This is a genomic window from Streptococcus sp. 1F3, assembly GCF_054968985.1.
Window position 1 is genome coordinate 1 of sequence record NZ_JBUEQR010000101.1, and the last position, 25,715, is coordinate 25,715.

Genomic DNA, 25,715 nt, shown 5'->3' on the forward strand with positions numbered 1-25,715 from the left:
GTATGATTTCCAACCTTCAACAGTCATTAGACTGTTGAAGCAGCCTGCAGCTCCTTGCCTAGTACTAAAAGTAAACGAAACAACTATAGCTTGATGACAAATGACATCTTCTCCATTTCCCTATTTTCTTTACGTCCTCGTAACTTAATTGGGTTCACATCAATCACAAGGCAAACAATATGACCACCCGTCTAACAGACGAGTGGTCATATTGTTTCAATTCCGACTAAGAGGAGATTTCGCTCCCTCCATCGTCTTCTTTCTTTTCTAGCCTTGATGTCAAATTCGGTAAAACCCTAATTTGTAAAACGACCAGTGTAGTCGATATTGACATCAAAAAGATGTCGACCTGGCAACAACTGAGCAGACGAAGTATACTGCCATGCTGCTGCACCTGTATGTAAGCCCATGGCTTTCGCTTGTTCAAAGGTCATCGTATGGAAAGGATACTGGGCTACCCAGAAATTTTTGAGCCCAAATTGCCCTGTCTGAATCGGTCCAACAGTTCCTAGACTATTCACATCAATCCAACTAGCACCTGTATAGTGAATCAAATTGTTATACCCCAGACGATGCATCTCTGCTTCCCATTCTTTCATATTAGCATTGATATTCTTCCTAGTCTTTTGCTCCTCAATATCATTAACCATGACGGTTTTGGCTGATAGACCTAGGTTCTTGGCTGCTGCTACAAAATAGGCTGCCTCCGCTTTAGCTTCTATTGAGTTCGTAAAATGAGAATAGTGATAAGCGGATACTTTCAAGCCTGCTTGCTGTGCATTGGAAATCTGAGACGATGCATAAGGGTTTGTGTAAGAAGTTCCTTCTGTTAACTTAACGACCACACCGCGAATTCCTTGATTTCTTAACTGCTGATAATCTGATACACTCAAATAGCCATTATGACTACTGATATCAATAAAAGCTGTATTAGAACGGCGATTTACATTCAAGCTGGTCATGACACCACCCACACCGTAATACTTGCCTTGATTCTTAATGTAGAGGTGAGCATGATAGGTACCTGATTCAAACTGATGATTTCCTGCATAAACAAGCACCTTGTATGAACCATCTGCTTGCTTAGTAGCTTCATACCAGATAATATCATTCTGACCATTTACCTCTGCCCAGACAGGAAGATAAACAGCATCCACCTTAGCAGAGGCACGAAGATTGGAAATATGAACCTCAAAACTCCCTTCTGAATGATTCACGTTTTGAATCTTCATATCTGCCCGTGCTACTACATCTGTTATATTGACCGTTGTCCGAGTTGTCCCAGCACCTACTCTTACTCCATCTGTGTACTGGACATGCCAATGAACATGGTAAAGCCCTTGATCGTAACCATGATCGCCTGGATCAATCGAAACTCTGTAGATTTCATCTCTTGTCTTAGTAGCTTCATACCAACGAAGGTCATCCCGTCCACCTTTAGCAGACCACACAGCTATAAAAATACTTTGAACCTCTTTGGGAGTTTTTATGTTGGAAATCAATACATCAAAGCGACCATTTGTACTAGGTTGATTATAAATTGCAATCATTCCACTAGGTTTAGAAGGAAGAGGGAGATTAGCTTGAGCCGTCCCAATCCCTTCTTGGCTACCATCTTCGTAGCGATAATAGTAATGCACATGATAGCTACCTGTCTCATGATTGTGGAGAGCATTATCAATGCGAATATGGTAAGTACCATCTGCTTGTCGATTTGCATCATACCACCGCAGATCGTCCTGACCATTTTTACTAGTCCAGACGGGAACACGCACGCCTTGAACTGCTTTTGATGCACGAATATCACGAATCACAACATCGAAAGTTCCCTTATTTTCATCGATCTGCTGGATTTCAATCTTACCGCTTGCTTTAGAAGGGAGAGGTAGATTAGCACGAGTTGTACCGATCCCCTCTTGGCTACCATCTTCATAGCGATAATAGTAATGGACATGGTAGCTACCTGTCTCATAGTTATGGAAGCGATTATCAATGCGAACATGGTAGCTTCCATCTACCTGTCGATTTGCATCATACCACCGCAGATCGTCCTGACCATTTTTACTAGTCCAGACGGGAACACGCACGCCTTGAACTGCTTTTGATGCACGAATATCACGAATCACCACGTCAAAAGTTCCAGTATTTTCATTGATCTGCTGGATTTCAATCTTACCCCTTGCTTTAGAAGGCAGAGGTAGATTAGCACGAGTTGTACCGATTCCCTCTTGGCTACCATCTTCATAGCGGTAATAATAATGGACATGGTAGCTACCTGTCTCATAGTTATGAAGGCGATTATCGACTCGAACATGGTAGCTTCCGTCTGCCTGCAGACTTGCATCATACCAGCGAAGATCATCTTGTCCATTGTGACTAGTCCAGACGGGAACACGCACGCCCTGAATCTCTTTAGGCGCTTGAATATCGGAAATCACCACATCAAAGGTTCCGTCGTTTTCATTGATATTCCGGATTTCAATCTTTCCACTAGGCTTTATTTCTACTGCTTGAGCTACCTCTTGTCCCAGTTCCCTACGAACCCTCTTAGGAACTACGGACGTCCTAGGCTCTATTGCTTCTTCAGGCAATGCTGGCTGGTTCATCTCAGGCTTATTTGGAACTTGAGCTGAATCTTCTGAGCTGGTATCTGTCTGACCAAGACTCCCACCTGCTTCTGTATCTTCTGCTTTTGGATAGTGAGGCCATTCAAAAGAATACTGCCCTAGCACCTCTTCCTGACCATTTTCTTTCTCAGCTCGGATTTCGATATAGGAAAAGGAATTAGCATCAATAGAAACTTTCCTACTGAGGAGAGACTCATAATCTCCTCTTTCGGTCAGAATAAAATCAACCATCTCTGCCTGCTCAGAAGACTCCCCTTGATTCCAGACATAGCCCTTTAACTTAAGAGTTGCTACTGATTGATTCGCTACTACAATTTTAACCTGCTCTCCTACCCGCTCCAGCTGCACCTGCCCTTCGCTTTCTCCAACCCTAAGCACTCGCTCTTGGTCTGGTTCTAAAAGGAGGGTTTCAGCAGTGATGGATGGAACGATAGCAAATCCCAAAAAAAGAGCCATTGCAATCAGTATTGATTTATGTTTCATCTTTATCTCCTCTATGCTCACCATCAAAAAAGAGTTGGATGTTCGCTCTCCTTCTTTCTACGAAAACGCACAGTCCAACTCTTTAACGATTGTGATGCTCTTTTAAAATGCAAATAAAGCAAGGAAGCTTTCTGGATCTAGTGAAGCACCTCCTACAAGTGCTCCGTCCACATCTGGACAAGCCATGTACTCTGCTACGTTTTCAGGTTTCACAGAACCACCATATTGAACGCGCACTTTGTCAGCCACTGCTTGACCAAAATCTGCTGCAACCACATCGCGAACTGCCTTACACATCTTCTGTGCATCATCTTGAGTAGCAGATTTACCTGTACCGATTGCCCAAATTGGCTCATAAGCAATGACAAGTGAAGCCACTTGCTCAGCTGAAAGACCTTTTAAGGCAGCAGAAACCTGAGCACCAACAAAGTCAACTGCTTGACCCGCTTCATAGGTTTCAAGAGACTCGCCACAGCAAATGATTGGAGTCATACCATTTTTAAAAATAGCATGTGCTTTTTTATTGATATCTTCGTCTGTTTCATGGAAATAGTCACGGCGTTCTGAGTGACCAATAACAACGTAGTCAACTCCCATTTCATTCAAGACTTTCGGGCTTGTCTCCCCTGTAAAAGCACCTGCATCTTCAAAGTAACAGTTTTGAGCAGCCACTTTAAGATCTGAATCCTTTGAGAACCATAGGAGAGCATTCAAATCAACAGCTGGTGCAGCAATCGCTGCTTCAACACGATCTGCTGAGGGCAATTTGCCTGCAAGACCCTCAACAAAAGCTTGCGCTTCTTGAGGGTTTTTATTCATTTTCCAGTTACCTGCGATAATTGGTTTACGTGACATTTCACATACCTCTTCTCATTTTATTTTCAGTGTATATTTTATCACAAATTACCCAAGAAATAAAGACTGGAATGGTAAAAAAAGAAAACCTTGTGAATACAAGGTTTTCGATGTCTGCTTATAATTGTTATTTCTGGGAACGCAATCGAATTAAGCTTCGATTTCTGTAACCATACCTGAACCAACAGTACGTCCACCTTCACGGATAGAGAAAGTAGTACCTTGTTCAACGGCGATTGGGTGGATCAATTCAACATCAATCGTTACGTTATCGCCAGGCATTACCATTTCAGTACCTGCTGGCAATTTGATTGAACCTGTTACGTCAGTTGTACGGAAGTAGAACTGTGGACGGTAGTTGTCGAAGAATGGAGTGTGACGTCCACCTTCTTCTTTAGTAAGGATGTAAACTTCACCTTTAAATTTAGTGTGTGGGTTGATTGAACCTGGTTTAGCAATAACTTGTCCACGTTCGATTTCATCACGTTGTACACCACGAAGAAGAACCCCAACATTGTCTCCTGCAAGACCTTCGTCCAATTGTTTACGGAACATTTCAACACCAGTAACAACTGCTTTAGAAGTTTCTTCTTTGATACCAACGATTTCGATTTCGTCATTGACACGAACAGTACCACGGTCGATACGTCCTGACGCAACAGTACCACGTCCAGTGATTGAGAATACATCTTCGACTGGAAGAAGCAATGGTTTGTCAGTATCGCGTTCTGGTTCTGGAATGTACTCATCAACAGTGTTCATCAAGTCCATGATGATATCTTCAAATGCTGAGTCACCTTCAAGAGCTTTAAGAGCTGAACCTTGGATAACTGGAAGATCGTCACCTGGGAAATCGTATTCTGAAAGAAGGTCACGGATTTCCATTTCAACCAACTCAAGCAATTCTTCATCGTCAACCAAGTCCACTTTGTTCATGAAGACGATCAAGTGTTTAACACCAACCTGACGTGAAAGAAGGATATGCTCACGAGTTTGTGGCATTGGTCCATCAGTTGAAGCTACTACAAGGATAGCTCCGTCCATTTGAGCCGCACCGGTGATCATGTTTTTAACATAGTCCGCGTGTCCTGGAGCGTCGATGTGCGCATAGTGACGTTTTTCAGTTTCGTACTCAACGTGTGCAGTATTGATAGTGATTCCACGCTCGCGCTCTTCTGGAGCAGCATCGATAGAAGCATAATCTTTTGGTTGGTTAACTGATGAAGGCAAGCGACGTGCCAATACAGTTGTGATAGCTGCAGTCAAAGTAGTTTTACCGTGGTCAACGTGTCCAATTGTACCAATGTTAACGTGTGGTTTACTACGATCGTATTTTTCTTTTGCCATTTTGGTAAAAGCCTCCAATAAAATATATTTTATAGATAGACAGTAGGCAATACAGTCTAACTTTACCTTACTATTCTATCAAATTGTAGCAGAAAAGCAAGTATTTTCTATCTTTTTTCTGATTTATCGCACATCGAGTTGATAATAGGGTTGATTGGGAATAGCTGCGCCAATGCTAGAAGCAAAAATCCAGTCCTGATTTTCAAGTTGTGCAAAATTCTCTGCTTCACCAGTAAGAATGACCCCTCCAAAACGTGCCTTTCCTACTTCTCCCTCTGAAGCAAGGTGCGCTTTCACGTCTGCTACCAAGTCCTCTTGCCCTAACTCTCCAAACTCCTTACTTTGGCTAAATGCTTCTAGCAATTCATAAAATTCCTGATAGGACGAATCAACCCATTGGTTTCTTGGCGTCCAGCCAAATAGATGGCTGAGGGGAAGATGTGCACTGTCGACACTACCGGTACTCCCAATCCAATACCAGTTTACCTTTAGATTTTTCGGCAATTTTTCTTCTAGTTCTGCCAAAGTATATTGCTTGTCAAAACTAATTGCCACCTCTACCAATTCTCCCTTCATTTGAGCTAAATAAGATAGTTCCTGAGCAGGTTTTCTAATAATCGCTTCTGGGCTATAACTAGCCTTGGGATTAAAGAATAAGGCAGCCTTTTGATGGCATTTATAACTGTAGGCCATTGTTGTACTATCCTGCTCTGTTGAGGCTGGAAGTACAACAGCAGCTAGAACATCCGGAGCCCATGTCATAACCGAAAAACCTGCTTCAATCTCTTCATACTTGACAGAAACCCCATCTATATCCTTTGTCAGATTCGCCTCATAACGTCCACCCAGATAAGGACTGTCCAGTGCTCGAACATTGTCTCGCTGCATATTCGGAAAGGCAATACTGGTCCTGCGGTAGTAATAATCATCCAACTGATGATACTGCTTGGTAGATAGAAATAATAAACCTAGCCAGATGAGAAAAATAATTCCGCCAGCCAGTAAAATGGAACAAAAGCTGATGAAAATCGTTTTTTTCTTCCATTCTCTCCTCTTTTTCTCTGCTAATACTTCAAATGTTTCCATGATCATATCCTTTCTGTTTGAGGGAATCTTTTAATTTCTGACGACTGCGATGTAGACGAACCTTGACTTTACTGACAGAGTAAGAGAGAAGCTGGGCTATTTCACGAACCGAAAACCCCTGAAAATAAAAGAGGTCTAGCAGGAGGGCATCCTCTCTAGGGAGTCGCTCTACTTCTTCTAGTAAGAAGTCATAGTCATCAGCCTCAAAGCGGGAGTATTCCGAAGTCTTGAAAAATTCTTGCCGTAAAATTTCCTTATAGCGCCTATCTCTCCTGTACTTGTCAATATAGCGACGAATGGCAGCACGATACATAAAAGCTCGGATTTTTTCACCTGGAATCGTGACCGGCATCTCCAACATCTTGACAAAAATATCCTGGACCACATCTTCTGCCTGTTCTTTGGATACACCTGATTTCATCAAGTAAGAAATAACATCCTTGGCAAAGCCAATCAAGACTTTTTCATAACCATCTAGTTTGATGATACCCTCCTCCCTTCTTCGCTAATAAAACGAAACGAGACCTGTAAAAGTTACAGGTCTAGTCTTATTTCATCCTATTTCTGACAGAACACTCCAGAACAACTATCGTTTTATCCCTCTAAAGACTTCTTCAATATCCTTACACTCTTTCTAAGGGGGATCTTGCTTCATTGAACACGCCCTAAACTCTGTGCGAAAAAGACTATAACAGAAATGGATCGAAATACAGTGTATTAGCGGTAGCTAGCTGGCTATTCCCTGCATTTCATTGGTGACTAGCCTAGCTATCTTCGCAGGGGTCTCGCAACAAAGTTGCAAGCAACTTCTGCTCGGCCGCCTATTTTCGCTTTGAGTTTTTCACGGGCTTTGTATCTTGGATTTAATTGAGTTCGGACTAAGAGCTGTGTAAAAAAGAGAGTTTTTCCTAGAGCCAAGGTTCTGCGTTAAAGCTCCTATTTTTGCTTTACTCGTTTCACGCTCTCGTATCTTGTTTAACCCGAGTTACGTAGGCCAGTTGCGACCCCATTTATAGTGATGTGGATAAGACTTTCTTGATCTGTACTTAGTTCTCCGCGCCGGAGGCGGTTGATCAATTCAATTTGGATATAATTCAAAACATTGAAATAAGGCATCCGATAGGCAAGACTGGCTTTCAAAAACGGTAACTCAGCTAGCAATTCGTCATTTTGTTCAATTTCAAGAATGATATTCTTCGTCAGTTGCCACTCATCTAAAATAGTATAAAAGACTGAACGAACTTCCTCATCTTCACACATTTTAGCATACTCAAAGGCGATGTTCATGTTGGACTTGGATAAAACCATGTCTACATTTGATAAGAGGGAGCGGAAAAATGGCCAGTTCTCATACATTGTTTGCAGCTTCGTCAGATTCTTTGGATCCTTATCGATAAAACGTTTAAAGCTAGAACCTACCCCATACCAGCCCGGTAGCATGACCCGATTTTGTGACCACGAAAAAACCCACGGAATGGCACGCAGACCACCGATTTCGGTGATGGTCTTGCGGGCCGCTGGACGTGAACCAATATTGAGACTAGAGACCTCACGAATTGGACTTGCTGCAAAGAAATAGTCGTAGAAATGGGGGTTACCAAAGACCAAGTCCCGATAGATATGGTAGCTATCTTCGACAATAGCATTCATCACCTCACGGTAGCCATCAATTTCATCAACATCTGTAATCATCTGGGTCACCATTCGATTCAAGGTCGCAGATACCAACATTTCCAGATTATAGTAGGCTGCGTCCTTATTCCCATATTTATTCCAAATTACTTCTCCCTGTTCCGTCAAACGAATACGGTCGTTGATGGATCCAAATGGCTGAGAAGTAATTGCATCATAAGAGGGTCCACCACCACGACCAACCGTTCCACCACGACCGTGGAAAAATGTGATTTTTACTCCGTATTCTTGACCGATTTGGGTCAATTCATTCTGCGCCTTATAGAGGGTCCAACCAGATGATAAATATCCCCCGTCCTTATTAGAATCTGAGTAACCTAGCATGATTTCTTGGTAGTGATGATTGCCTGCAATCCAAGACTTAGCAAGATCTAATTGCAAGTACTGACGCATGGTAGCAGGTGCATTGTCCAAATCTTCAATCGTTTCAAAAAGTGGTACAATCTGCACGCGCGCACGCTCAGCGTCTACCAAGCCAACCTCTTTTAATAACAAGGCCAATTCCAGAAGGTCCGATACTGCTTCTGAATGAGAAATGATGTGTTGCTTGATGACTTCCTCACCTAGCTTGTCTTTCAATTCACGCGCTGCTGCAAAAATCGCCAGTTCCTTTTCTAACTGCTCTGATTTCGGCATATGGGTCGCAGATAAAATACGGGGATCCTCGACCAATTCCTGAAGCAAGACCTGACATTTTTCTTCTTCTGATAAGCTACTATAGTCAGCCACAATTTTCGCAGAAGCCAGTAATTCAGCCACACTTGCCTCATGAATACTCGAATCTTGGCGCATATCAATACTCGCTAAATAAAAACCAAAGGCTTCAATAGCTTCCAATAACTCCGTCAAATCGCCTTTTAAGAGATTGGCGCCTTTATGTTCTTCTAGGGACTCTTTAATCGCTATTATATCCGCCTTAAACTCACGGACATTGGCATAAAAATCTTCACTGATTTGATTATGAATCAGATAATCACGGGTCCGTCCTAGCTTCATTTGGATATAATGAAAGGCCCTCCGATAAGGCTCATGCTCCCGATACTCCGAGATATCCGTTGATAAATCAGCCAATGCCTGCACAGCAGGGCTAACCGTTGCAATCTTGGTAGATAGAGAAAAGTTGCGATAGAGTTTCTCCAGTTGCTCATGATAATAGTCCATAATCACTTCGCACTGGGTGAAAGCTGATAATTTCAAGGTTTCAGCTGTCACAAAGGGATTTCCATCCCGGTCTCCCCCGATCCACATCCCCATAGTAATCGGACGTGGATTGACCAGCTCAATCCCTCTCTCAGCTGCAAGTTTCTTATACTCACGTTGCAATTTCGTTACAGCCTTAATAAAGGAACTATTGTAGTAATCCATGACATTTGTGATTTCATTGGTCACCTTGAGTTTTTTCTCACGGATCATCTCGGTTTGCATGATAATTTCCACATAGCATCGCAACTCATCTAGCCATTTGTTTCGGTTCATCAGCCCTAGCTTGACATCCCGATAGCGGCGGAGCAATTCATGGATATGCTTGGTCAAGTCAAGCATAGACTGGCGCTGCACCTGGGTTGGATGGGCTGTTAAGACAGGCACTACATTAAGATTTTCCAAGATTTCAGTCGCATCTTCACGCCCTGCCACCACATCAATTATCGTAGAAATTTTTCCCAGATAATCCTGATCCAAATTATTTTGATGGTTGATTTCATATGCCAAGTCAACATCTTCTGAAATGTTAATCAAGAGCGGTAAAACTGCGAAATAACGGGAAATAACTGCCAATTCATCATTGGTCAACTGGCTGATGATTTCCATTAACCGACTATAGTCATCTTGCCCTGAGAGCTTTCCAAGCTCGATGATCTTATCAAAGGTTTCTTCAGCCATCAACTGCCGCGCTACATCTTGCAAAATATCCGTTAAAATCCCTACTTCTTCCTTGATGGCTTCCTTATTGTTATAGTTTTCTAATTTCTGCATCTCCGTATCTTTCCTTTCTCCTATCTCTTTTTCCATCATCTTCCTAAACGATTGTCCGTTCAATCTCTTCTTGAATCAGGTCACGTTTTTCATTGGCATCAATATTCAGCACAAAGGCAATTCCAATGGAAATGATAAGCAAGCTATTTCCCCCTTGCGAAATAAAGGGAAAGGTCACTCCTGTCGCTGGAATCAAGCCTGCAATTCCTCCAATATTGACAAAGGTCTGAACAAGCAACATTCCTGCTACCCCAAACGCCATCATCGCATTAAAGGCATTCCTAGCCCGAATCCCAACTACTAAAATTCGTAAAATCAAAAAGAATAGGAGAGCCAAAATCAAACTAGCACCCAAGAATCCCAATTCCTCAATGACAATCGAAAAGGCAAAATCGGTATGTGCCTCTGGTAAATAGCCATTTTTTTCAATCGAGTTCCCCAGACCTCTCCCGAACCATCCACCATTACTCATAGCATAGTAGGAGTTGGTCAGTTGTAAACCTGATTCTGTCGCATTTTCAAAGGGATTGAAATAGGCAGCAAAACGTCTAGCAATATAGCCAAAGACAGGAATCTTAGCCACAACCTCAACCCCCAGCAGGCGGATAGAACCCAGCAATAAAACAGAGGCTGAGACAATCGCTAGCAAGGCCGTTGAAAACCAGCGATAGCCAATGCCACTACTCGTGACTAAAATCATGATGATTAAAGCAACAATGACCGCATTTCCCAAGTCAGGAAGGGAAGCGACCAAACCGAGAAAGAGGAGGCTAACCACACGCCAATCATTGATTTTATTAGGAATCCAGCGTCCCTTGGTCAAGGCTTGATAATCATACTTCCCTATCTCCCCTTGAACCTTGGCAAACTGATGAGCCAGATACCAGACGATGAGTAATTTCAAGTATTCAGCTGGTTGCAGACCGATGATGCCATTCGGTCCAAACCGAATCCAGCCGTGAGCTCCATTAACAGGATCAAAAAAATGGGAAATAAGAAGTAAAAAACCATCGACCAATAATACCAACGAAATGAGGCCCGGCCTACGTAAAAAGCTCAGTTTCATGCGATAAATGATATAGATGGCTACCAGACTAATGACCCAATAGCCTGCTTGACTAATCAACAGTTTCAGGGGATTGCCGGCATTTTGAACCTGCAAGGCACTGGTCGTTGAATAAATCATAATCAAACCGACAACGGACAAGATTAAATACGGAATTAAAATAGAATAGTTCAGCAAATGCTGTTTATCAATTTTCATCTATTCTCCTCAGCATTTTCTAGAGTATTGCTCTCATTATACCATATTTCCCTAGTAAATACGGAAAAATCTGACAATTTTAGAGGAAAGCGTTTCCGCAAGTGAGACTCCCTCAATAGCAAGGTCTTCTATCCCCTGATCGTGAAGCAGTATCCTCTACATTTAGTATTGTTGATAGCGCCCTTAACCAGTAGGACTAAGCAATTTCCTCCGGGCTTTCAGCCCTCGTTTTTGAACCCAAGGTCTCAGAATGTACTGATATAGTGCTTTCTTTTATATCTGATTATCTTTTAATTTAGAAGATAAATCTCAGGAGTTACTTCACCAGTCTCCATCAGACTGGTGAAGATTGGAAATAAAACGAGTGATACTCGTGTCAAAAGCTCTCGTATCTTAATTGAACACGCCCTAAACTCTGTGCGAAAAAGACTATAACAGAAATGGATCGAAATACAGTGTATTAGCGGTAGCTAGCTGGCTATTCCCTGCATTTCATTGGTGACTAGCCTAGCTATCTTCGCAAGGGTCTCGCAACAAAGTTGCAAGCAACTTCTGCTCGGCCGCCTATTTTCGCTTTACTCGTTTCACGCTCTCGTATCTTAATGTAACTGAGTTCAGCCTAAAACCTCGGAAAAAAGATAAATCTCATTGGTTGCCAAGCAACCTGCTTCGATTTCCTATTTTTCATTCGGTTTTTTAACGGCTTCACATCTTATGTAACTGAGTTCGGACTAAGAGCTGTGTAAAAAAGATCGGCAGCTGTTTTGGCTTTAGCTGATTACAGCTGAGAACCCTGTAAGGAGAGATTTCCTCGTGTTCATCGAACACGTCGCAAATCTCCTATTTTTACTTGGCTCTGGACGTCCTCACATCTTAATTGAACACAGCCTACGAGCTGTGTAAAAAAGATCGGTTTCCTTGGGTTCATCGAACCCTGTGTCAACCTCCTATTTTTACTTTGCTCGCTTTACGGCTTTTGTATCTTGATTTAATTGAACTCGAGCTAAAAGCTCGGAAAAAAGAGAGACTTCCTTGTGTTCATCGAACACCGCGTCAGTCTCCTATTTTTCATTCGCTTTTTATACGCTCTCGTATCTTTATGTTACAAGTCACTGTCCCCCCAAAAAACAAAATACCCAGATAGGTATGAAAGACCTCCCTTATCATTTCTAGTGATCTTCACTATCTTGTTGATAAGAGGAGGAACTCAACATACTACTGGGGGTAATCTAGGGCTATTTCATGGTTGGGAAAAGAAGGACATCTCGAATGGTGGTTGTATCAGTCAGAAGCATACAAAGACGGTCGATACCAATACCTAGTCCACCTGTTGGTGGCATGCCATATTCAAGGGCTTCTACATAATCATAGTCGACACCAGTCGCTTCATCATCTCCCAATTCTTTTGCCTCGGCTTGGCTTTTAAAGCGTTCCAGCTGATCGATCGGATCGTTCAACTCAGTGAAGGCATTACCGTACTCCTTGGTCATAATAAAGAGCTCAAAACGGTCTGTAAAGCGAGGATCTGCATCATTTTTCTTAGCAAGTGGGGAGACAGCAACAGGATGACCATAGACAAAGGTTGGTTGAATAAGAGTGTCCTCAACAAATTCTTCAAAGAAGGCGTTGATAATGTGCCCCACTTCTGTATAGTGTTTTTCGAGAGCTACTTTATGGTTTTTTGCTATAGCTGCTGCTTCTTCAAAGGTCATGTCTTGCCAGAAGTCGATGCCTGTTTGTTCCTTAATGGCTTCAACCATGTGAATCCGTTTGAAAGGGAGGTGGATATTGATTTCTGTCCCTTGATAGGTAACAGGTCCCTCTCCAACAATGGCTTTTGCAGTATGCTGGATAATCCCTTCCGTCAAATCCATGATGTCTAGATAATCTGCATAGGCTTGGTAAACTTCAATTGAGGTAAATTCTGGATTGTGTGTAGCATCCATTCCCTCATTACGAAAGATTCGACCGATTTCATAGACCCTCTCCATGCCACCAACAATCAAGCGTTTCAAATGCAATTCTGTCGCAATGCGCAAGACCATGTCCATGTTTTGGGCATTGTGGTGGGTGATAAATGGACGAGCAGCTGCACCTCCAGCCTCATTATGGAGGACAGGCGTCTCTACCTCTAAAAATCCAAGTCCGTCTAGATAACGGCGGATTTCTGAAATGATTTTACTACGAGTGACAAAGCGCTCAAAGCTGTCACGATTAGAAATCAAATCCAAGTAGCGTTTCCGATAAATCGTTTCGGTATCCGTAAGACCGTGGAATTTTTCTGGTAAAGGACGAAGAGCTTTCGATAAATGGGTCAATTTACGAGCATGGATCGATAATTCCCCCATATTCGTCCGCATCACATCTCCCTCAACCCCGATAAAGTCTCCAAGGTCAGCCTTGTTAAAGAGTTCATAGTTCTCCTCTCCAACATCATCCTTACGGACATAGATTTGAATTTGCCCTTCTCGGTCTTGGAGATGGGCAAAGCCTGCCTTTCCTTTGCCACGCTTGGTCATCATTCGACCTGCGATGACAGCCGTCACACCTAACTCCGCCAAGTCTTCCTTGGATTTATCCTCATATTGTGCCTTTAATTCTCCTGAATTTGTAGTGCGATCAAAGCGTTTTCCAAATGGGTCAATGCCTTTCTCACTAAGGGCTAGCATTTTCTCACGGCGAACCAGTTGTTGATCATTTAATTCTTCAAAATATTCATTTGACATAGTCGATTTATTCCTCCAAAGTCTATCTTATTCATTCTAGCATAAAACATCAAAAAAATCAGCTAATACTCCATAAAAATCAAAAGTAGACTAGCTTTCACAATTCAGAATTGTGAAAGGTTGGAAATGAGAGTAGTACCGCTACTTTCCTTATAATCGAAGCCAAAGGTAGAACGAGCCTTCACCAAGGCAAGTTGACCGAGTATCCTTTTGATGTTTAAAGAGTATAAGATAGGCAATTTTTCCACACCATATGCATGAAGAAACTGCATGTCACTGTTTTCTAGCTACATGCAGTTTTTCAAAAATATTTTTACGACATTTACATAATTAGATTGATTTATCCTCGTTTTCACCTACATTACAACAAAATTTCATGATAAAAATATCATTTTTATGAAAAAATGTTATCTGAAAACAAAATTTTCTTCATGAGTTTGTCGTGCCAATTTTTCTTATAAAGATATGCTGAAATATAGGATTTTTAGAACGGTTCCTATACTTATTTGACAGTCAAATCAGCAAATGTTGCACCTACAAAATCAGCCAACACTTGACTATTGATGCGAATAGAACGACCAATCTCCCCAGCAGAGACAATCATCTCCCCCAATTCCAAGGCAGACTGATCAATGTAGATAGGAAAGGCATGTTTCTGACGAATCCCTACAGGGTTATTTGCTCCATGGACATACCCCGTTGTCTTTTGCAACTCTTTCTGCGGAATCATCGTCACTTTTTTATTACCTGACACAAGCGCCAAGGTTTTTTCTGACAGGTGTTCTGTAATAGGAACAATTCCGATGATGGGGCCTGTCTTATCTCCGGTCAAGGCTAGGGTCTTATAAATCTGGTGCTCTGCTACACCTTCTGGCAGTCTCCCTTCAAAAGCATTAACTTCAAGGCTATCATGGGCAATCCCTGCCTTGTCTAAGATTTGATCTACCAAGGTTTTCTTGATTTTCTTCTTGCCCATTACTTATATTTTTCCTCCAGTTTACTCATCCATAACCCAAGCCAGACACCTAATCCAAAGAGGAACAGTGCAAAAATCCAAGTCCCACTTCCTAGGCCAGTGTAGGAGATGGACTCTTCATTTCCTGCTTGCGGAATGAGAATCAAGAGGGTACTGGATAGGACAATCCCAATGATAAAATGGTAGACACGAGAATGATAGTTCTGAAGGGCAAAATCCATGACTTTTGAAAAGGCCAACATCGCAAGGATACCACCGATAGCAATAGGCAAAAAGGTTCCCAGCAAATCAAGCGATTTAAAACCGTTGAGCATGGGAGTATAGATCCCCAAAATAAGGAGGAGATTAGAAGGACTAAGACCTGGAACTAAAATTCCCAAGGCAATCAAAGCTCCTGCTAGGACGAAGCTCGCAAAGCTAGCAGGTAAGGTCCCTACAAGGTCATTGAGGAAATAAAGAACAAGACCAGAAATCACAAAGGTCCCCCACAGCCAAGCAAGATCAATCGTATCGCGCTTGCTACGCTGGGTGGATTCTTTAACCAGGCTAGGAATGGTTCCAACAATCGCCCCAGCAAACCCCCATAGAACAATCACCTGATAGTGTTCTAGAAGATATTCAACGGGGTAAGAAAAAAGAGCGATTCCTAAAATACCACCGATTCCCACTGGAATAAAAAAGAGAACATTTCCGATAAAATTCTCTCGAATATGTGCGAGAAAATGAATCATTCGCTCATAGATTCCTAAAATCGCTGCCAAGACACCGCCCGATACTCCCGGCAAAATAAAGCCTAAGGCAATAATCATTCCTTTTACTACTCTTGCAATCCAAGATGCCATAAGTTCCTCCATAATATAGTTGTTTCGTTTACTTTTAGTACTAGACAAGGAGCTGCAGGCTGCTTCAACAGTCTAATGACTGTTGAAGGTTGGAAATCATACTGACGATAGTCAGTAACAATCGTAGAGTACAGCAAAGCGAGTTCCAATCCTCTTCCAGATGGTTGAAAGTTGCAAATAGAGAAACGGAGTTTCCACAATCGTCGAAGTAGTAAAAGGTAAACTAAGTGAGTATATAAGCTATTGTACTACCATCATCCACACCACTGCTGATCATTTTTAATACCCTAAAAATATCAAAAATGGTTTATACTCAAAGAAAATCACAAAACAAACGAAAGCGAACCGAAGGTTACTGATGTAGTCCTATGGGACTGTATCAGGTGGAAAATAGAGCTTGCAAAAGCAAGTGACCATGTAGCGACGACGCTGACGAAGTTTCAAGAGATTTTCAAAGACTATTACCATTCAAAAATGGCTCGTGATGAGTAGCGAACGAAAAAACGTTCAAAACGCTTCTATTATACCATATTTTAAAGAAAATACCTGCCATTATTTTCTAGTCGGTGGAAAATAACACTGGTAAAAGCAAGTGGTCGTCATAGGAGAAAGCAAAGTGTTCCCGTAATCCAGTAGAATACAGCCAGTAGGAAGTCTTGCCCCAGCTTCCGAAGTCATAAAAGAGATGCAGGTATTTCGGCTTTCGCCGATGACAGCTGTGACTACCTTTTGGCATAAACAAAGCAACTATACCATCAGATACTGTTTTCCACTTTCTGTCCTGACCTGCATCTCTAGTAACATATGTTGATGTAGAAGGCTGTCTATCTTAACAGGCTTTCCTTCCATTTCAAAAAGAGCGTGTCATCGAGCATAGATTCTTATACTCTATCACACGTCTTTTCTCAAGGTCCCCACTCTATTTTCTAACACAACAGTCCTATATCCTATACATTTAAAGGATTGCCTATTAAAAACAAGAGCTTCTTTTTATTCGAATCAGCTCACAATCGTCTGTTCCCTAACAGTGATAGGCGTCAAATGATTGAAGCTATCAAATCTGATTATTCCAGTTCTTTATTTATTGGGCAAGAAAAACCGTGGACTAGTAGAAAAAACAATCCCAAAAACAAGGAGGACAACAAGGAGGGTCAAACCTCCTGCTATCCCATTTACAGAAAAAGAATACCAATAGGCAGATACCCCCTCAGGAGCATAGCTACTCCAGAAAAGGATCCCTGCTATATAGTGAATGAGATAGCGTACAAAGACAGCAAAACTAGCCGCTAGAAAGGCAAGTCTTAAGGCTCGACTTTGTTCTTTTGCCCTCAAGGCCTGTTGAAACTGAGGTGCTAGGAAGCCTGCAAGCCCCATTGCAATAAAGGCAAGGATATATTCAAGGAGCACTTGGGAGACGGAGAGGTAGTAGATCTTGAAGAGGACAAAATGGAGTAGGCCCCAGATCAAACCAGCCAATAAGCCATATCTTGCTCCTCTGCGTAGGGAAATCAACACCAAGGGAATGGCACCAAAGGAAGGATTAAACCAACCCATGAAGTCAGGAATAAAGGACAGGGTCATGGCTAGAGCAGCAAAGAGTGCCACTTCAACAAGGGCATTGAGACTTTTAGGCATAAAGAAAAACTCCTTTTCTTCACAAAAGGAGTCCTTAGTCTTTGAGAATACTGGTCATCAACCAGTACCATGTCAAACACAATCCCTACGCTAGTCTTAACTAGATCAGGTTCGAGGATTTCGCAAATGCGATCTCAGCCGAAGCACTCCTTTGTGATGTATATTTAATTATATTCAGTATAGCATATTATTCTGGGCTTGTAAACAACTTTTGATAGACTTCATTTGGATCTTTGAGAGTGGTAATCAAATTGAGGTCTAAATGATGTGCAAAGCCGTTGAGGGAGCCTACTGATGTATATTGGTGCAGGTCATAATCCAAATCGGTATTCGGAGCGGCATTGTAATAACCTGAATTACTTCCGTAAGTTGGAATCCAAAGAGCCGTAAACTTATCTACAGATATCTGATGTTCTTCTCTGAAGTAGGTCCCGATGTAGATACCAATATTTTTAACCCCAAGATCTTCTAACTCTTGGCGGAAGGCCTCGACACCAGCATTCATATCATCCATCGTCTTATCTTCAACATCCAACCAGTAATAGGTCGGTTTGAATTTGTAGGAGGCTTCATAAAAGGACTTGGCTTCCTTTTTCATGGACTCCACACTATTTCCAGTAACATAGGCATAGACTGCCACTGGTATCCCGCGTGCTTGAAACTCCTTGATATGGGTCTGATAATGCTTGTCTATTCCATTTTCATCAGAGGCATTGTTATCTTTTCGTGTATGTGAACCACTTTGCACACGAATAATAGCACCAGATATGTTGGAAGAAAGCGTATCGTAATCAATATCAGAGGGCCGTTGCCAACCAGATACATCAATGATTGGTTTCATCTCTAGCGCATTCGTAATGCGGACTGCACTGGCATGGTAACTCGGGGCGGTACTTTCATCAAGTTCTTGAGTCGCTTCTTGCTTGGCTTGTTCTTGCACATGATTCATTGCTCTTGTCGTTAGGATAAGACCTGTAAAAAATAGGAAGAATAAGACAACAAGGACCGGGTGTATTTTCTTTCTCATTGCTCTTATTTTATCTTAAATAGAGAAAAAAATCAAAAAAAATAAGCGAATCGTTCGCAAAAATCGCATTCTTACGCAAAGAAAAACAAAAAGAGGGGAGCTTTTACCATTGAGAATACTAAGGGCCTGTATTCACAAGTAAGGTGCTTCTATAGAAAAGATTGTTTTTTGAGGAGATATCGGCGGTATGTTGAAAAAAACGAACGATGAAAACTTCAAAGCGGGTCTTAGATGAAAGTGCTAAAGGGTGGATATAGGTTCCGAAAGGTAGGAGCTAAGGCTAGCAAGCTTCGCTTCCTTTAAATCTAGGATTTAGGAGATATAAGTGAATAAGCTGTCTTTTTGATGTTCGTGGGGGATTAAACGAGATCATCTCAAGCTGGAATAACTTCTTTGTTTGCTCTTTGATTTTTAAAGAGTATAAGTATGAAATTTATCTTGACAGCAGAGGGAGAATCCGTTACCCTAGAAGAGGAAATAAAAGAGAAAGTATCGATATGTATGATGTCAACAAGACGAATCAGCCAGATTGTCATTCTTGTAGCCCTATCAATCGCACTACGCTTTGCCTTTGCTGCGCTTCCAAACATCAAGCCGATTTCAGCCATCTTTTTAGTCAGTCTTTGCTTTTGTCCCTTAAAGGATAGCCTCTGGATTATGGCATTAACCATGCTGGGAAGCAGTCTTTTATTTGGATTTAGCCTAGTGGTTTTTTGGCAGATTAGTAGCTTTGCAATTGTGATGCTCTTGTGGTATGCCTTTGTGATTCCTTTTATCCGCAAAGGGCAGCTGGCACTCAAATGGCAAAGTCTACTTGCAGGAATCATCTTATTTTCCTATGGTTTCTCCATCAGCCTTCCAATTGCTTGGCAGTATGGGACAAATCCTATTGTCTATTGGTTAAATGGTCTGTCATTTGATGTCTTACACAGTCTTTCAACTGTTTTATTTTATCCCATTATTTATTCTATATTTAGGAGATATTACCCTTATGAAAAAAGTAGCGCTTAGCCTTTTATCACTCATTGCTGGTCTCTTCCTAGTAGCCTGTCAACCACAAACAGCCTCTACAACAGAGCAGACCCAGACAGCCACCTTGAAAATCACATTTTCAGATAAGCAGGTTGTTGAGGAAACTGTAACATTTGAAAAAGAGGACTCTGTGATGGATATTTTAGAAGAATACCACAAGATTGAAGAAAAAGATGGACTGGTAACGTCTATTGATGATGTCAGTCAGACACCAGAAAAAAATACTTACTGGATGTATGATGTTAATGGTGAATTAGCTCCAAAAGGAGCTAAAGAAATGCACATCTCTGATGGCGACACCATTGCCTTCTACCTTCAAACCTTTCAATAGGATTGGACAAGCTAGATAAAAAAATGCACCTGAGCCATAACTTAGGTGCATCTTTCTATTGATAGGCTAGCTTTAGCGATAAACGAAAGCATGTCAATAGGATTGGACAAGTTAGATATAGTTGTTTAGTTTACTTTTAGTACTAGGCAACGAGCTGCAGGCTGCTTCAACAGTCTAATGACTGTTGAAGGTTGGAAATCATACTGACGATAGTCAGTAACAATCGTAGAGTACGGCAAAGTGAGTTCCAATCATCTAGAAGATGATTGGAAGTTGGAAATAGAGAAACGGAGTTTCCACAATCGTCGAAGTAATAAAAGTTAAACTAAATGAGTATAAAAAAGAATGCACCTGAGCCATAACTTAGGTGCATCTTTCTATTGATGGGCTAGCTTTAGCGATAAACGAAAGCATGTCCTATTCCAATAGTTTTTACCTTCTTATACTCTTTAAAAATCAAAAGGATCCTTCGTCAGCTTGCCTTGGTGAACACTCGTTCTACCTTCGGCTTCGATTATAAGGAAATGAGCCGTGCTACTCTCATTTCCAACCTTTCACCATTCTTAATTGTGAAAGCTAGTCTACTTTTGATTTTTCTTGAGTATTATTCCCAGCTTTGCGGATTCCGAAGCCAGTCCAACTCTTTTTCTGAAATAGGAAATCTCAATTTCCCAACAAGGGGAATATTCGCCAAGAGCAGATCATTATAATTTTCGTAGACATACAGATCGATCTCATGTCCTGCCCTTGTCGTCAGTACAAAATGATAGGCTACCTTGGCATCAGCAGGCATGTCATCAAAGATTGTCTCTCCTTCAACATCATCACTAGTTGAACCAACATATTCTCCAAAAGTATCAATGATCTCCTTGTTCTTGGTTTCAAGAATCTTCTTTTCATTCGCATCATAAACGCGGATCATCTGGTCTGTGCCCTCGTCCATTTTTTCACCTTTTTCACCGATTTGTACCGAGCAGGCAAATAAACCTAGACAAGCAAACAGACACAAGCAAAAATACAATACTCTTTTCATAACACCTCTAAAAATGATGGACATTGTAGATTATTCATAGCGAAGGGCTTCAATTGGATTGAGCTTAGATGCTTTGTTTGCTGGTAAAACACCAAAGAGCATACCAACACCTGCTGAGAAGGCAAGACTACCAAGCACAACTGGAATGGAAATAACAGCCGTAATGTCTCCTCCTAGTGCCTTGCTCACATTGATAGCAGTAACAGCTAATTGTGCAATTCCAAGCCCCAATAGACCACCCAGACTAGTCAAAACCATCGCTTCAATCAAGAATTGGAGCAGGATATTACCTCGGGTCGCACCGAGAGCTTTCCGCAGACCAATCTCACGAGTGCGTTCGGTAACAGATACCAGCATAATATTCATAACTCCGATACCACCAACAAGGAGGGAAATTCCCGCTACTGAACCAATAAATAAGGTCATACCTGATAGCTGAGCATTAAAGGTCTCCAAAAATTGAGAGAAATCCTGAATATCATATTTCGCTTCTTTAAGATGGGTAGCTTTCGTCAAGTAGGCTGCGGCTGCTCTTCCCACCTCTGAAGATCGTGACACATCTTCCACATGGACATACACTTGAGCATTTTCAGAGATAGGATTTTCAGCAGCAACTTGGGTATTGGTCATCAAGGCAGCACCACCAGCACCAAAGCTAAGGATACCTCCCTCACCCTCTTCTTTATAAACACCTACGACCAAGTAAGCCTTATTCGCTAGACTGACTGTTTGATTGAGGGCAGAGCTTGCATCACCAAATAATTTTTTAGCTGTTTGTTCATCTAGCATAATGATACGAGCAAATTGTGTATAGTCATTTGCTGTAAACTTCCGACCTGCTATAAGCGAGATATCTTTTACATCAAAGTAGTTTTTGCTCACCCCTGTAATAAAGACACTGTCCACTTTTTTGGCACCAACGCTAATTTCACCATTGTTACTATTGGTTGTATAGTAATTGCTGACACCGTCGACTTCAAGTAAGCCCTTCAAAATCCCATCTGTCAAGGTTGGTTCTGGTTCATCACTTAGTTGCGACTCGGAAAACTGAGTCATCAGCCCGTCTTGGGTTGTTTCACCAATAGTATTCGAAAAATAGAGTTGTACATTATTACGGTCACCTGCTAGGGCTTCTGATAAACTTCTCTTAAATCCCTCTCCCAAGGCCACAATCACGACTACAGAAGCAATCCCAATGATAATCCCAAGCATGGTTAAGAGCGAGCGCATCTTATGGGCAAGGACAGATTTTAGGGCAAATTTTATATTTTCCATTTAGTTCTCCTCCCTGCGAATATCTTCTGTAATGACACCATCACGGAGAACGATGCGACGTTTAGCATGTTCAGCAATTTCTGGCTCATGAGTGACCATGATAATAGTCTTACCCTCACGGTTTAAGTCTGTCAAGAGTTCCATGATCTGATCTCCTGTCTTGGTATCAAGAGCCCCTGTTGGTTCATCCGCTAAGATAATGGATGGACTATTGACCAAGGCACGTGCAATTGCTACCCGTTGTTTCTGACCACCTGATAACTCAGACGGCAAATGGGTCATTCGGTTCCCTAGGTCGACCTTTTCCAAAAATTGTTGAGACAAAGCCTTGCGCTGACCAGCAGGAACTCCTGCATAAATTAAAGGTAATTCGACATTCTGTAGTGCGTTCAATTTAGAAAGAAGAAAGAACTGCTGGAAGACAAAACCAATTTGCTTGTTACGAACATGTGCTAGTTTGTTTTCTGAAATCTGACTAACTTCTTTATCTTCTAAAATGTACTCTCCTGAGGTCGGACGATCCAAAAGCCCAATGACATTCATCAACGTTGATTTCCCTGAACCTGACGGTCCCATGATTGCAAGAAATTCCCCTTCTTCTACTTCTAGGTCAATATCTTTTAAAACACGTAGTTCCTGGTCTCCATTTTTATAGCTTTTATTGATGTTGGTCAGCTTGATTAGTCTTTTCTTCATTCGCTTCTACCTCTTTTCCATCTTGTAAGCTATCATTTGGATTGGAGATGACCTGGTCGTCTACTTTGAGCCCTCCTGTTACTTCTTGATACATTGCATCGGAATTACCGAGAGTGACTTCCACTTTTTTAGCTTTTCCGTCAACGATTGTCCAAACAAGGTTTTTATCTCCTTCTCGGACAACTGCACTAATTGGCACAAGGATTTTTTTGCTATTATTGATTACCTCAATATTGACAGAAAATCCTTGTTTAAGTTCTCCCACTTCGCTCGTAATCGCTACTTTGAAGGGATACTTAGAGCTTGACGTGCTTCCTCCTGAGCCAGAAAGAGCTGTTGAAGCTTGGTTGCTTCCAGGATAATTTGAGATATAAGAAATTTTTCCAGTCCATACTTTATCAGGATAAACTTTTGAAGTAATCTTCACTTCCTGATCAACTGAAATGTTTGCCAAATCATACTCAGAGAGATCACCTGTTACTTCCAAACTTCCTTGATTGACAATATGGACAATTGTCTGACTAGTACTTGTATTTGACTTTGAAACAGATTTGTTCACTTCTACTACTGTTCCGACAACATTGCTCGTTACGGTCGCCTCATTAAAAGCTGATTGTGCCTTATCAACTGCAGCTTGTGCATCAGCATACGCATCATTCAAATCCTGCATCTGCATATCTACTGTCCGCTGAGCAGTAGCAGTTGATTTGCTATCAATTGAAGCATCTCCAGTCAAATCCACCGTCTGACCATTTGTTCGGAGATCATTGATTTGACGTCCCACTTTATCTCGAGCCCGCACAGCCGTATCATAAGCAGCCTGTAATTCGCCTGTATCATACTGAACAAGCGGGGACCCCACCTCTACTTGATCACCTTGGGCAACCAATACAGCATTTAAGTCGCCTTTTGAAGGATCATAATAAACGTATTGTTCATCGGCTGCCGCAACCGTTCCTGATAATAATGTTGAAGAAGCAATGGAACCTTCTTTAATAGTCGTATAAGTCAAGCTTTGATCCACAACTGGCGTCTCTGTTTTCTGACCACCAAATAGTAGGCCCCCTCCAACAAGGGCAACTGCTGCTAGCCCCAAACTAGAAAACAAAATGATTTTGCTTTTCTTTGTCTTTAACATATCTTTTCTCCTTTGTTATGATAAACAAGTTTTGTGTTATACATATAGTACAATAATGCAATTGAAAATGCAAGCACTTTTGATACTATTTTACAAAAAAATTAGCTTTCCCGCTACTAGTCTGGTACATCCTTTTCTTACACTTTTGTAAGATTGAACCAACGTAGCCAATTTTTGCAGGAAATCAGAAAAAGCGCTACAATAGAGGAAAATGTAAATGTAGAGAGGATAGCTTATGAAACGATTTGATATGATTGCAATTGGAGGAGGTTCTGGAGGGATTGCTTCCATAAATCGTGCCGCAGAATATGGGGCTAAAGTTGCCGTGATTGAAGGCAAGCTCCTCGGTGGTACCTGTGTCAATATTGGCTGTGTACCAAAGAAAATTATGTGGTATGGAGCGCAACTGGCAGAAGCTTTTCATCAATATGGACCTGAATATGGTTTTTCAGCAGACCGCATCACCTTTGATTTTAAAACCTTAAAGAAGCATCGCGATGCCTATATCGAACGTTCCAGGAACTCTTATAAGGCAAGCTTTGAGCGAAATAAGGTTAAAGTAATCAAGGGCTTTGCCCGTTTTGTTGATCGTCATACTGTAGAAGTTAATGGTGAGCTAATCTATGCAGATAAGATTGTCATAACCACCGGAGCAAAACCAGTTCAGCCAACTATTCCAGGAGGAGAATATGCAAGTAGTTCCGATGATGTCTTTTCATGGGAAGAGCTTCCCCAATCTGTAGCCGTTATCGGAGCTGGCTATATCGCTGTTGAAATGGCAGGCGTCCTCCATTCACTCGGTGTGCAGACAGACCTCTTTATCCGTCGTGATCGTCCCTTGCGACGATTTGATTCCTATCTGACAGATGCCCTTATCGCTGAAATGGAACGGACTGGATTATCCCTCCATACCCATAAAGTCCCTCTGCGAATCGATAAAAATACAGATGGTCGTTTAACTATTTTCTTTGAAGATGGTAGCCAGTACATCGCTGAAAAAGTCCTTTGGGCTACTGGACGCAAGGCTAATGTCGAACAGTTAAACTTAGAGACAGTCGGCATCAACCTTACATCATCTGGTCATATTGCAGTCAATGAATTTCAAGAAACCAATATTCCCCATATCTATGCTCTAGGCGATGTGACAGGGGAAAAGGAATTAACTCCTGTTGCGATTAAGGCTGGTCGTATCCTATCTGAACGCCTCTTTAATGGTAAAGCAGACGCAAAAATGGACTACGCCTTCATTCCAACTGTTGTTTTTTCACATCCTACCATCGGTACAATCGGCTACACTCAAGCAGAGGCAGAAAAAGAGTTTGGACCTGAAAACGTCAAGATTTACACTTCTGCCTTTACCTCAATGTACACTGCTCTTGGCAACCACCGACAAGCTGCCAAGTTCAAACTAGTAACGACCGGACTAGATGAAAAAATCGTCGGACTTCACGGAATTGGTCACGGTGTTGATGAGATGCTCCAAGGCTTTGCAGTAGCCGTTAAAATGGGAGCTACCAAGGCTGACTTCGATGCGACCGTTGCCATTCATCCAACAGGTGCAGAAGAATTTGTCACCATGCGGTAACACAAGATACGAGAGCGTGAAACGAGTAAAGCAAAAATAGGAGCTTTGACGCAGAACCTTGGCTCTAGGAAAAACTCTCTTTTTTGCACAA

The 25,715-nt window shown here is 41.7% G+C and carries 19 protein-coding genes and 1 riboswitch; of the genes, 3 read left to right on the forward strand and 16 right to left on the reverse strand.

Features of this window, described 5'->3' with window-relative positions; genetic code table 11:
• Positions 1 to 296: 296 nt before the first annotated feature.
• From ACVPON_RS08895 to ACVPON_RS08950, 12 genes are all read right to left on the reverse strand, one after another.
• Entirely contained in the window at positions 297 to 3,110 is a 2,814-nt protein-coding gene (locus ACVPON_RS08895; protein WP_462878274.1) for a GBS Bsp-like repeat-containing protein, read from the reverse strand.
• 102 nt (positions 3,111 to 3,212) lie between these two features.
• Positions 3,213 to 3,965: a triose-phosphate isomerase gene (tpiA, locus tag ACVPON_RS08900; protein ID WP_462878275.1), complete on the reverse strand. Its 753-nt coding sequence runs from the start codon at positions 3,963 to 3,965 to the stop codon at positions 3,213 to 3,215.
• Positions 3,966 to 4,115: 150 nt separating this feature from the next.
• Positions 4,116 to 5,312 carry an elongation factor Tu gene (gene tuf, locus ACVPON_RS08905; RefSeq protein ID WP_067089207.1) on the reverse strand — a complete coding sequence of 399 codons (1,197 nt, stop codon included), beginning with the start codon at positions 5,310 to 5,312 and terminating at the stop codon, positions 4,116 to 4,118.
• A 123-nt stretch (positions 5,313 to 5,435) separates the two neighbouring features.
• The gene (locus ACVPON_RS08910) at positions 5,436 to 6,398 is read right to left on the reverse strand and encodes an anti sigma factor C-terminal domain-containing protein (protein WP_462878276.1); all 963 of its coding nucleotides are present in this window, start codon (positions 6,396 to 6,398) and stop codon (positions 5,436 to 5,438) included.
• Positions 6,385 to 6,855, reverse strand: a complete 471-nt coding sequence (locus ACVPON_RS08915) for an RNA polymerase sigma factor (RefSeq protein WP_462878277.1) — start codon at positions 6,853 to 6,855, stop codon at positions 6,385 to 6,387. The genes ACVPON_RS08910 and ACVPON_RS08915 overlap by 14 nt, the downstream gene beginning before the upstream one ends.
• Before the next feature lie 518 nt (positions 6,856 to 7,373).
• Positions 7,374 to 10,064 carry a phosphoenolpyruvate carboxylase gene (ppc, locus tag ACVPON_RS08920; protein WP_462878291.1) on the reverse strand — a complete coding sequence of 897 codons (2,691 nt, stop codon included), beginning with the start codon at positions 10,062 to 10,064 and terminating at the stop codon, positions 7,374 to 7,376.
• A gap of 43 nt (positions 10,065 to 10,107) precedes the next feature.
• Entirely contained in the window at positions 10,108 to 11,328 is a 1,221-nt protein-coding gene (ftsW, locus tag ACVPON_RS08925; RefSeq protein ID WP_462878278.1) for a cell division peptidoglycan polymerase FtsW, read from the reverse strand.
• Positions 11,329 to 12,563: 1,235 nt separating this feature from the next.
• Positions 12,564 to 14,054: a lysine--tRNA ligase gene (gene lysS / locus ACVPON_RS08930; RefSeq protein ID WP_462878279.1), complete on the reverse strand. Its 1,491-nt coding sequence runs from the start codon at positions 14,052 to 14,054 to the stop codon at positions 12,564 to 12,566.
• A gap of 502 nt (positions 14,055 to 14,556) precedes the next feature.
• Positions 14,557 to 15,030, reverse strand: a complete 474-nt coding sequence (locus tag ACVPON_RS08935) for an aminoacyl-tRNA deacylase (protein ID WP_462878280.1) — start codon at positions 15,028 to 15,030, stop codon at positions 14,557 to 14,559.
• On the reverse strand, positions 15,030 to 15,872 hold the full coding sequence (locus ACVPON_RS08940) for a DUF368 domain-containing protein (RefSeq protein WP_462878281.1): 843 nt from the start codon (positions 15,870 to 15,872) through the stop codon (positions 15,030 to 15,032). Before ACVPON_RS08940 ends, ACVPON_RS08935 begins: the two co-directional genes overlap by 1 nt.
• A 1,077-nt stretch (positions 15,873 to 16,949) precedes the next feature.
• A complete protein-coding gene (gene thiT, locus ACVPON_RS08945; RefSeq protein WP_462878282.1) occupies positions 16,950 to 17,507 on the reverse strand; it encodes an energy-coupled thiamine transporter ThiT in 558 nt (185 codons plus the stop codon).
• A 65-nt stretch (positions 17,508 to 17,572) separates the two neighbouring features.
• Positions 17,573 to 17,668, reverse strand: a riboswitch (TPP riboswitch).
• Positions 17,669 to 17,694: 26 nt separating this feature from the next.
• Positions 17,695 to 18,534 (reverse strand): glycoside hydrolase family 25 protein, encoded by an 840-nt coding sequence (locus ACVPON_RS08950; protein WP_462878283.1) that lies wholly within the window; start codon positions 18,532 to 18,534, stop codon positions 17,695 to 17,697.
• Between the two features lie 426 nt (positions 18,535 to 18,960).
• On the opposite strand from ACVPON_RS08950, the gene ACVPON_RS08955 reads away from it, so the two are divergent.
• Positions 18,961 to 19,545: a hypothetical protein gene (locus ACVPON_RS08955; protein WP_462878284.1), complete on the forward strand. Its 585-nt coding sequence runs from the start codon at positions 18,961 to 18,963 to the stop codon at positions 19,543 to 19,545.
• Positions 19,526 to 19,897, forward strand: coding sequence for a DUF4430 domain-containing protein (locus tag ACVPON_RS08960; RefSeq protein ID WP_462878285.1), 372 nt, complete (start codon positions 19,526 to 19,528; stop codon positions 19,895 to 19,897). Before ACVPON_RS08955 ends, ACVPON_RS08960 begins: the two co-directional genes overlap by 20 nt.
• 604 nt (positions 19,898 to 20,501) lie before the next feature.
• Here the strand turns inward: ACVPON_RS08960 and ACVPON_RS08965 are convergent.
• Genes ACVPON_RS08965 through ACVPON_RS08980 form a run of 4 tightly spaced genes read right to left on the reverse strand, consistent with a single transcriptional unit; the run spans position 20,502 to position 24,039 of the window.
• On the reverse strand, positions 20,502 to 20,930 hold the full coding sequence (locus ACVPON_RS08965) for a hypothetical protein (RefSeq protein ID WP_462878286.1): 429 nt from the start codon (positions 20,928 to 20,930) through the stop codon (positions 20,502 to 20,504).
• Positions 20,931 to 20,960: 30 nt separating this feature from the next.
• A complete protein-coding gene (locus tag ACVPON_RS08970) occupies positions 20,961 to 22,205 on the reverse strand; it encodes an ABC transporter permease (RefSeq protein WP_462878287.1) in 1,245 nt (414 codons plus the stop codon).
• A complete protein-coding gene (locus tag ACVPON_RS08975; RefSeq protein WP_462878288.1) occupies positions 22,206 to 22,901 on the reverse strand; it encodes an ABC transporter ATP-binding protein in 696 nt (231 codons plus the stop codon).
• Complete coding sequence (locus ACVPON_RS08980) at positions 22,864 to 24,039, reverse strand: efflux RND transporter periplasmic adaptor subunit (protein ID WP_462878289.1); 1,176 nt, start codon at positions 24,037 to 24,039, stop codon at positions 22,864 to 22,866. Before ACVPON_RS08980 ends, ACVPON_RS08975 begins: the two co-directional genes overlap by 38 nt.
• A gap of 235 nt (positions 24,040 to 24,274) precedes the next feature.
• On the opposite strand from ACVPON_RS08980, the gene gorA reads away from it, so the two are divergent.
• Positions 24,275 to 25,624 carry a glutathione-disulfide reductase gene (gene gorA, locus ACVPON_RS08985; RefSeq protein ID WP_462878290.1) on the forward strand — a complete coding sequence of 450 codons (1,350 nt, stop codon included), beginning with the start codon at positions 24,275 to 24,277 and terminating at the stop codon, positions 25,622 to 25,624.
• Positions 25,625 to 25,715 lie beyond the last annotated feature (91 nt).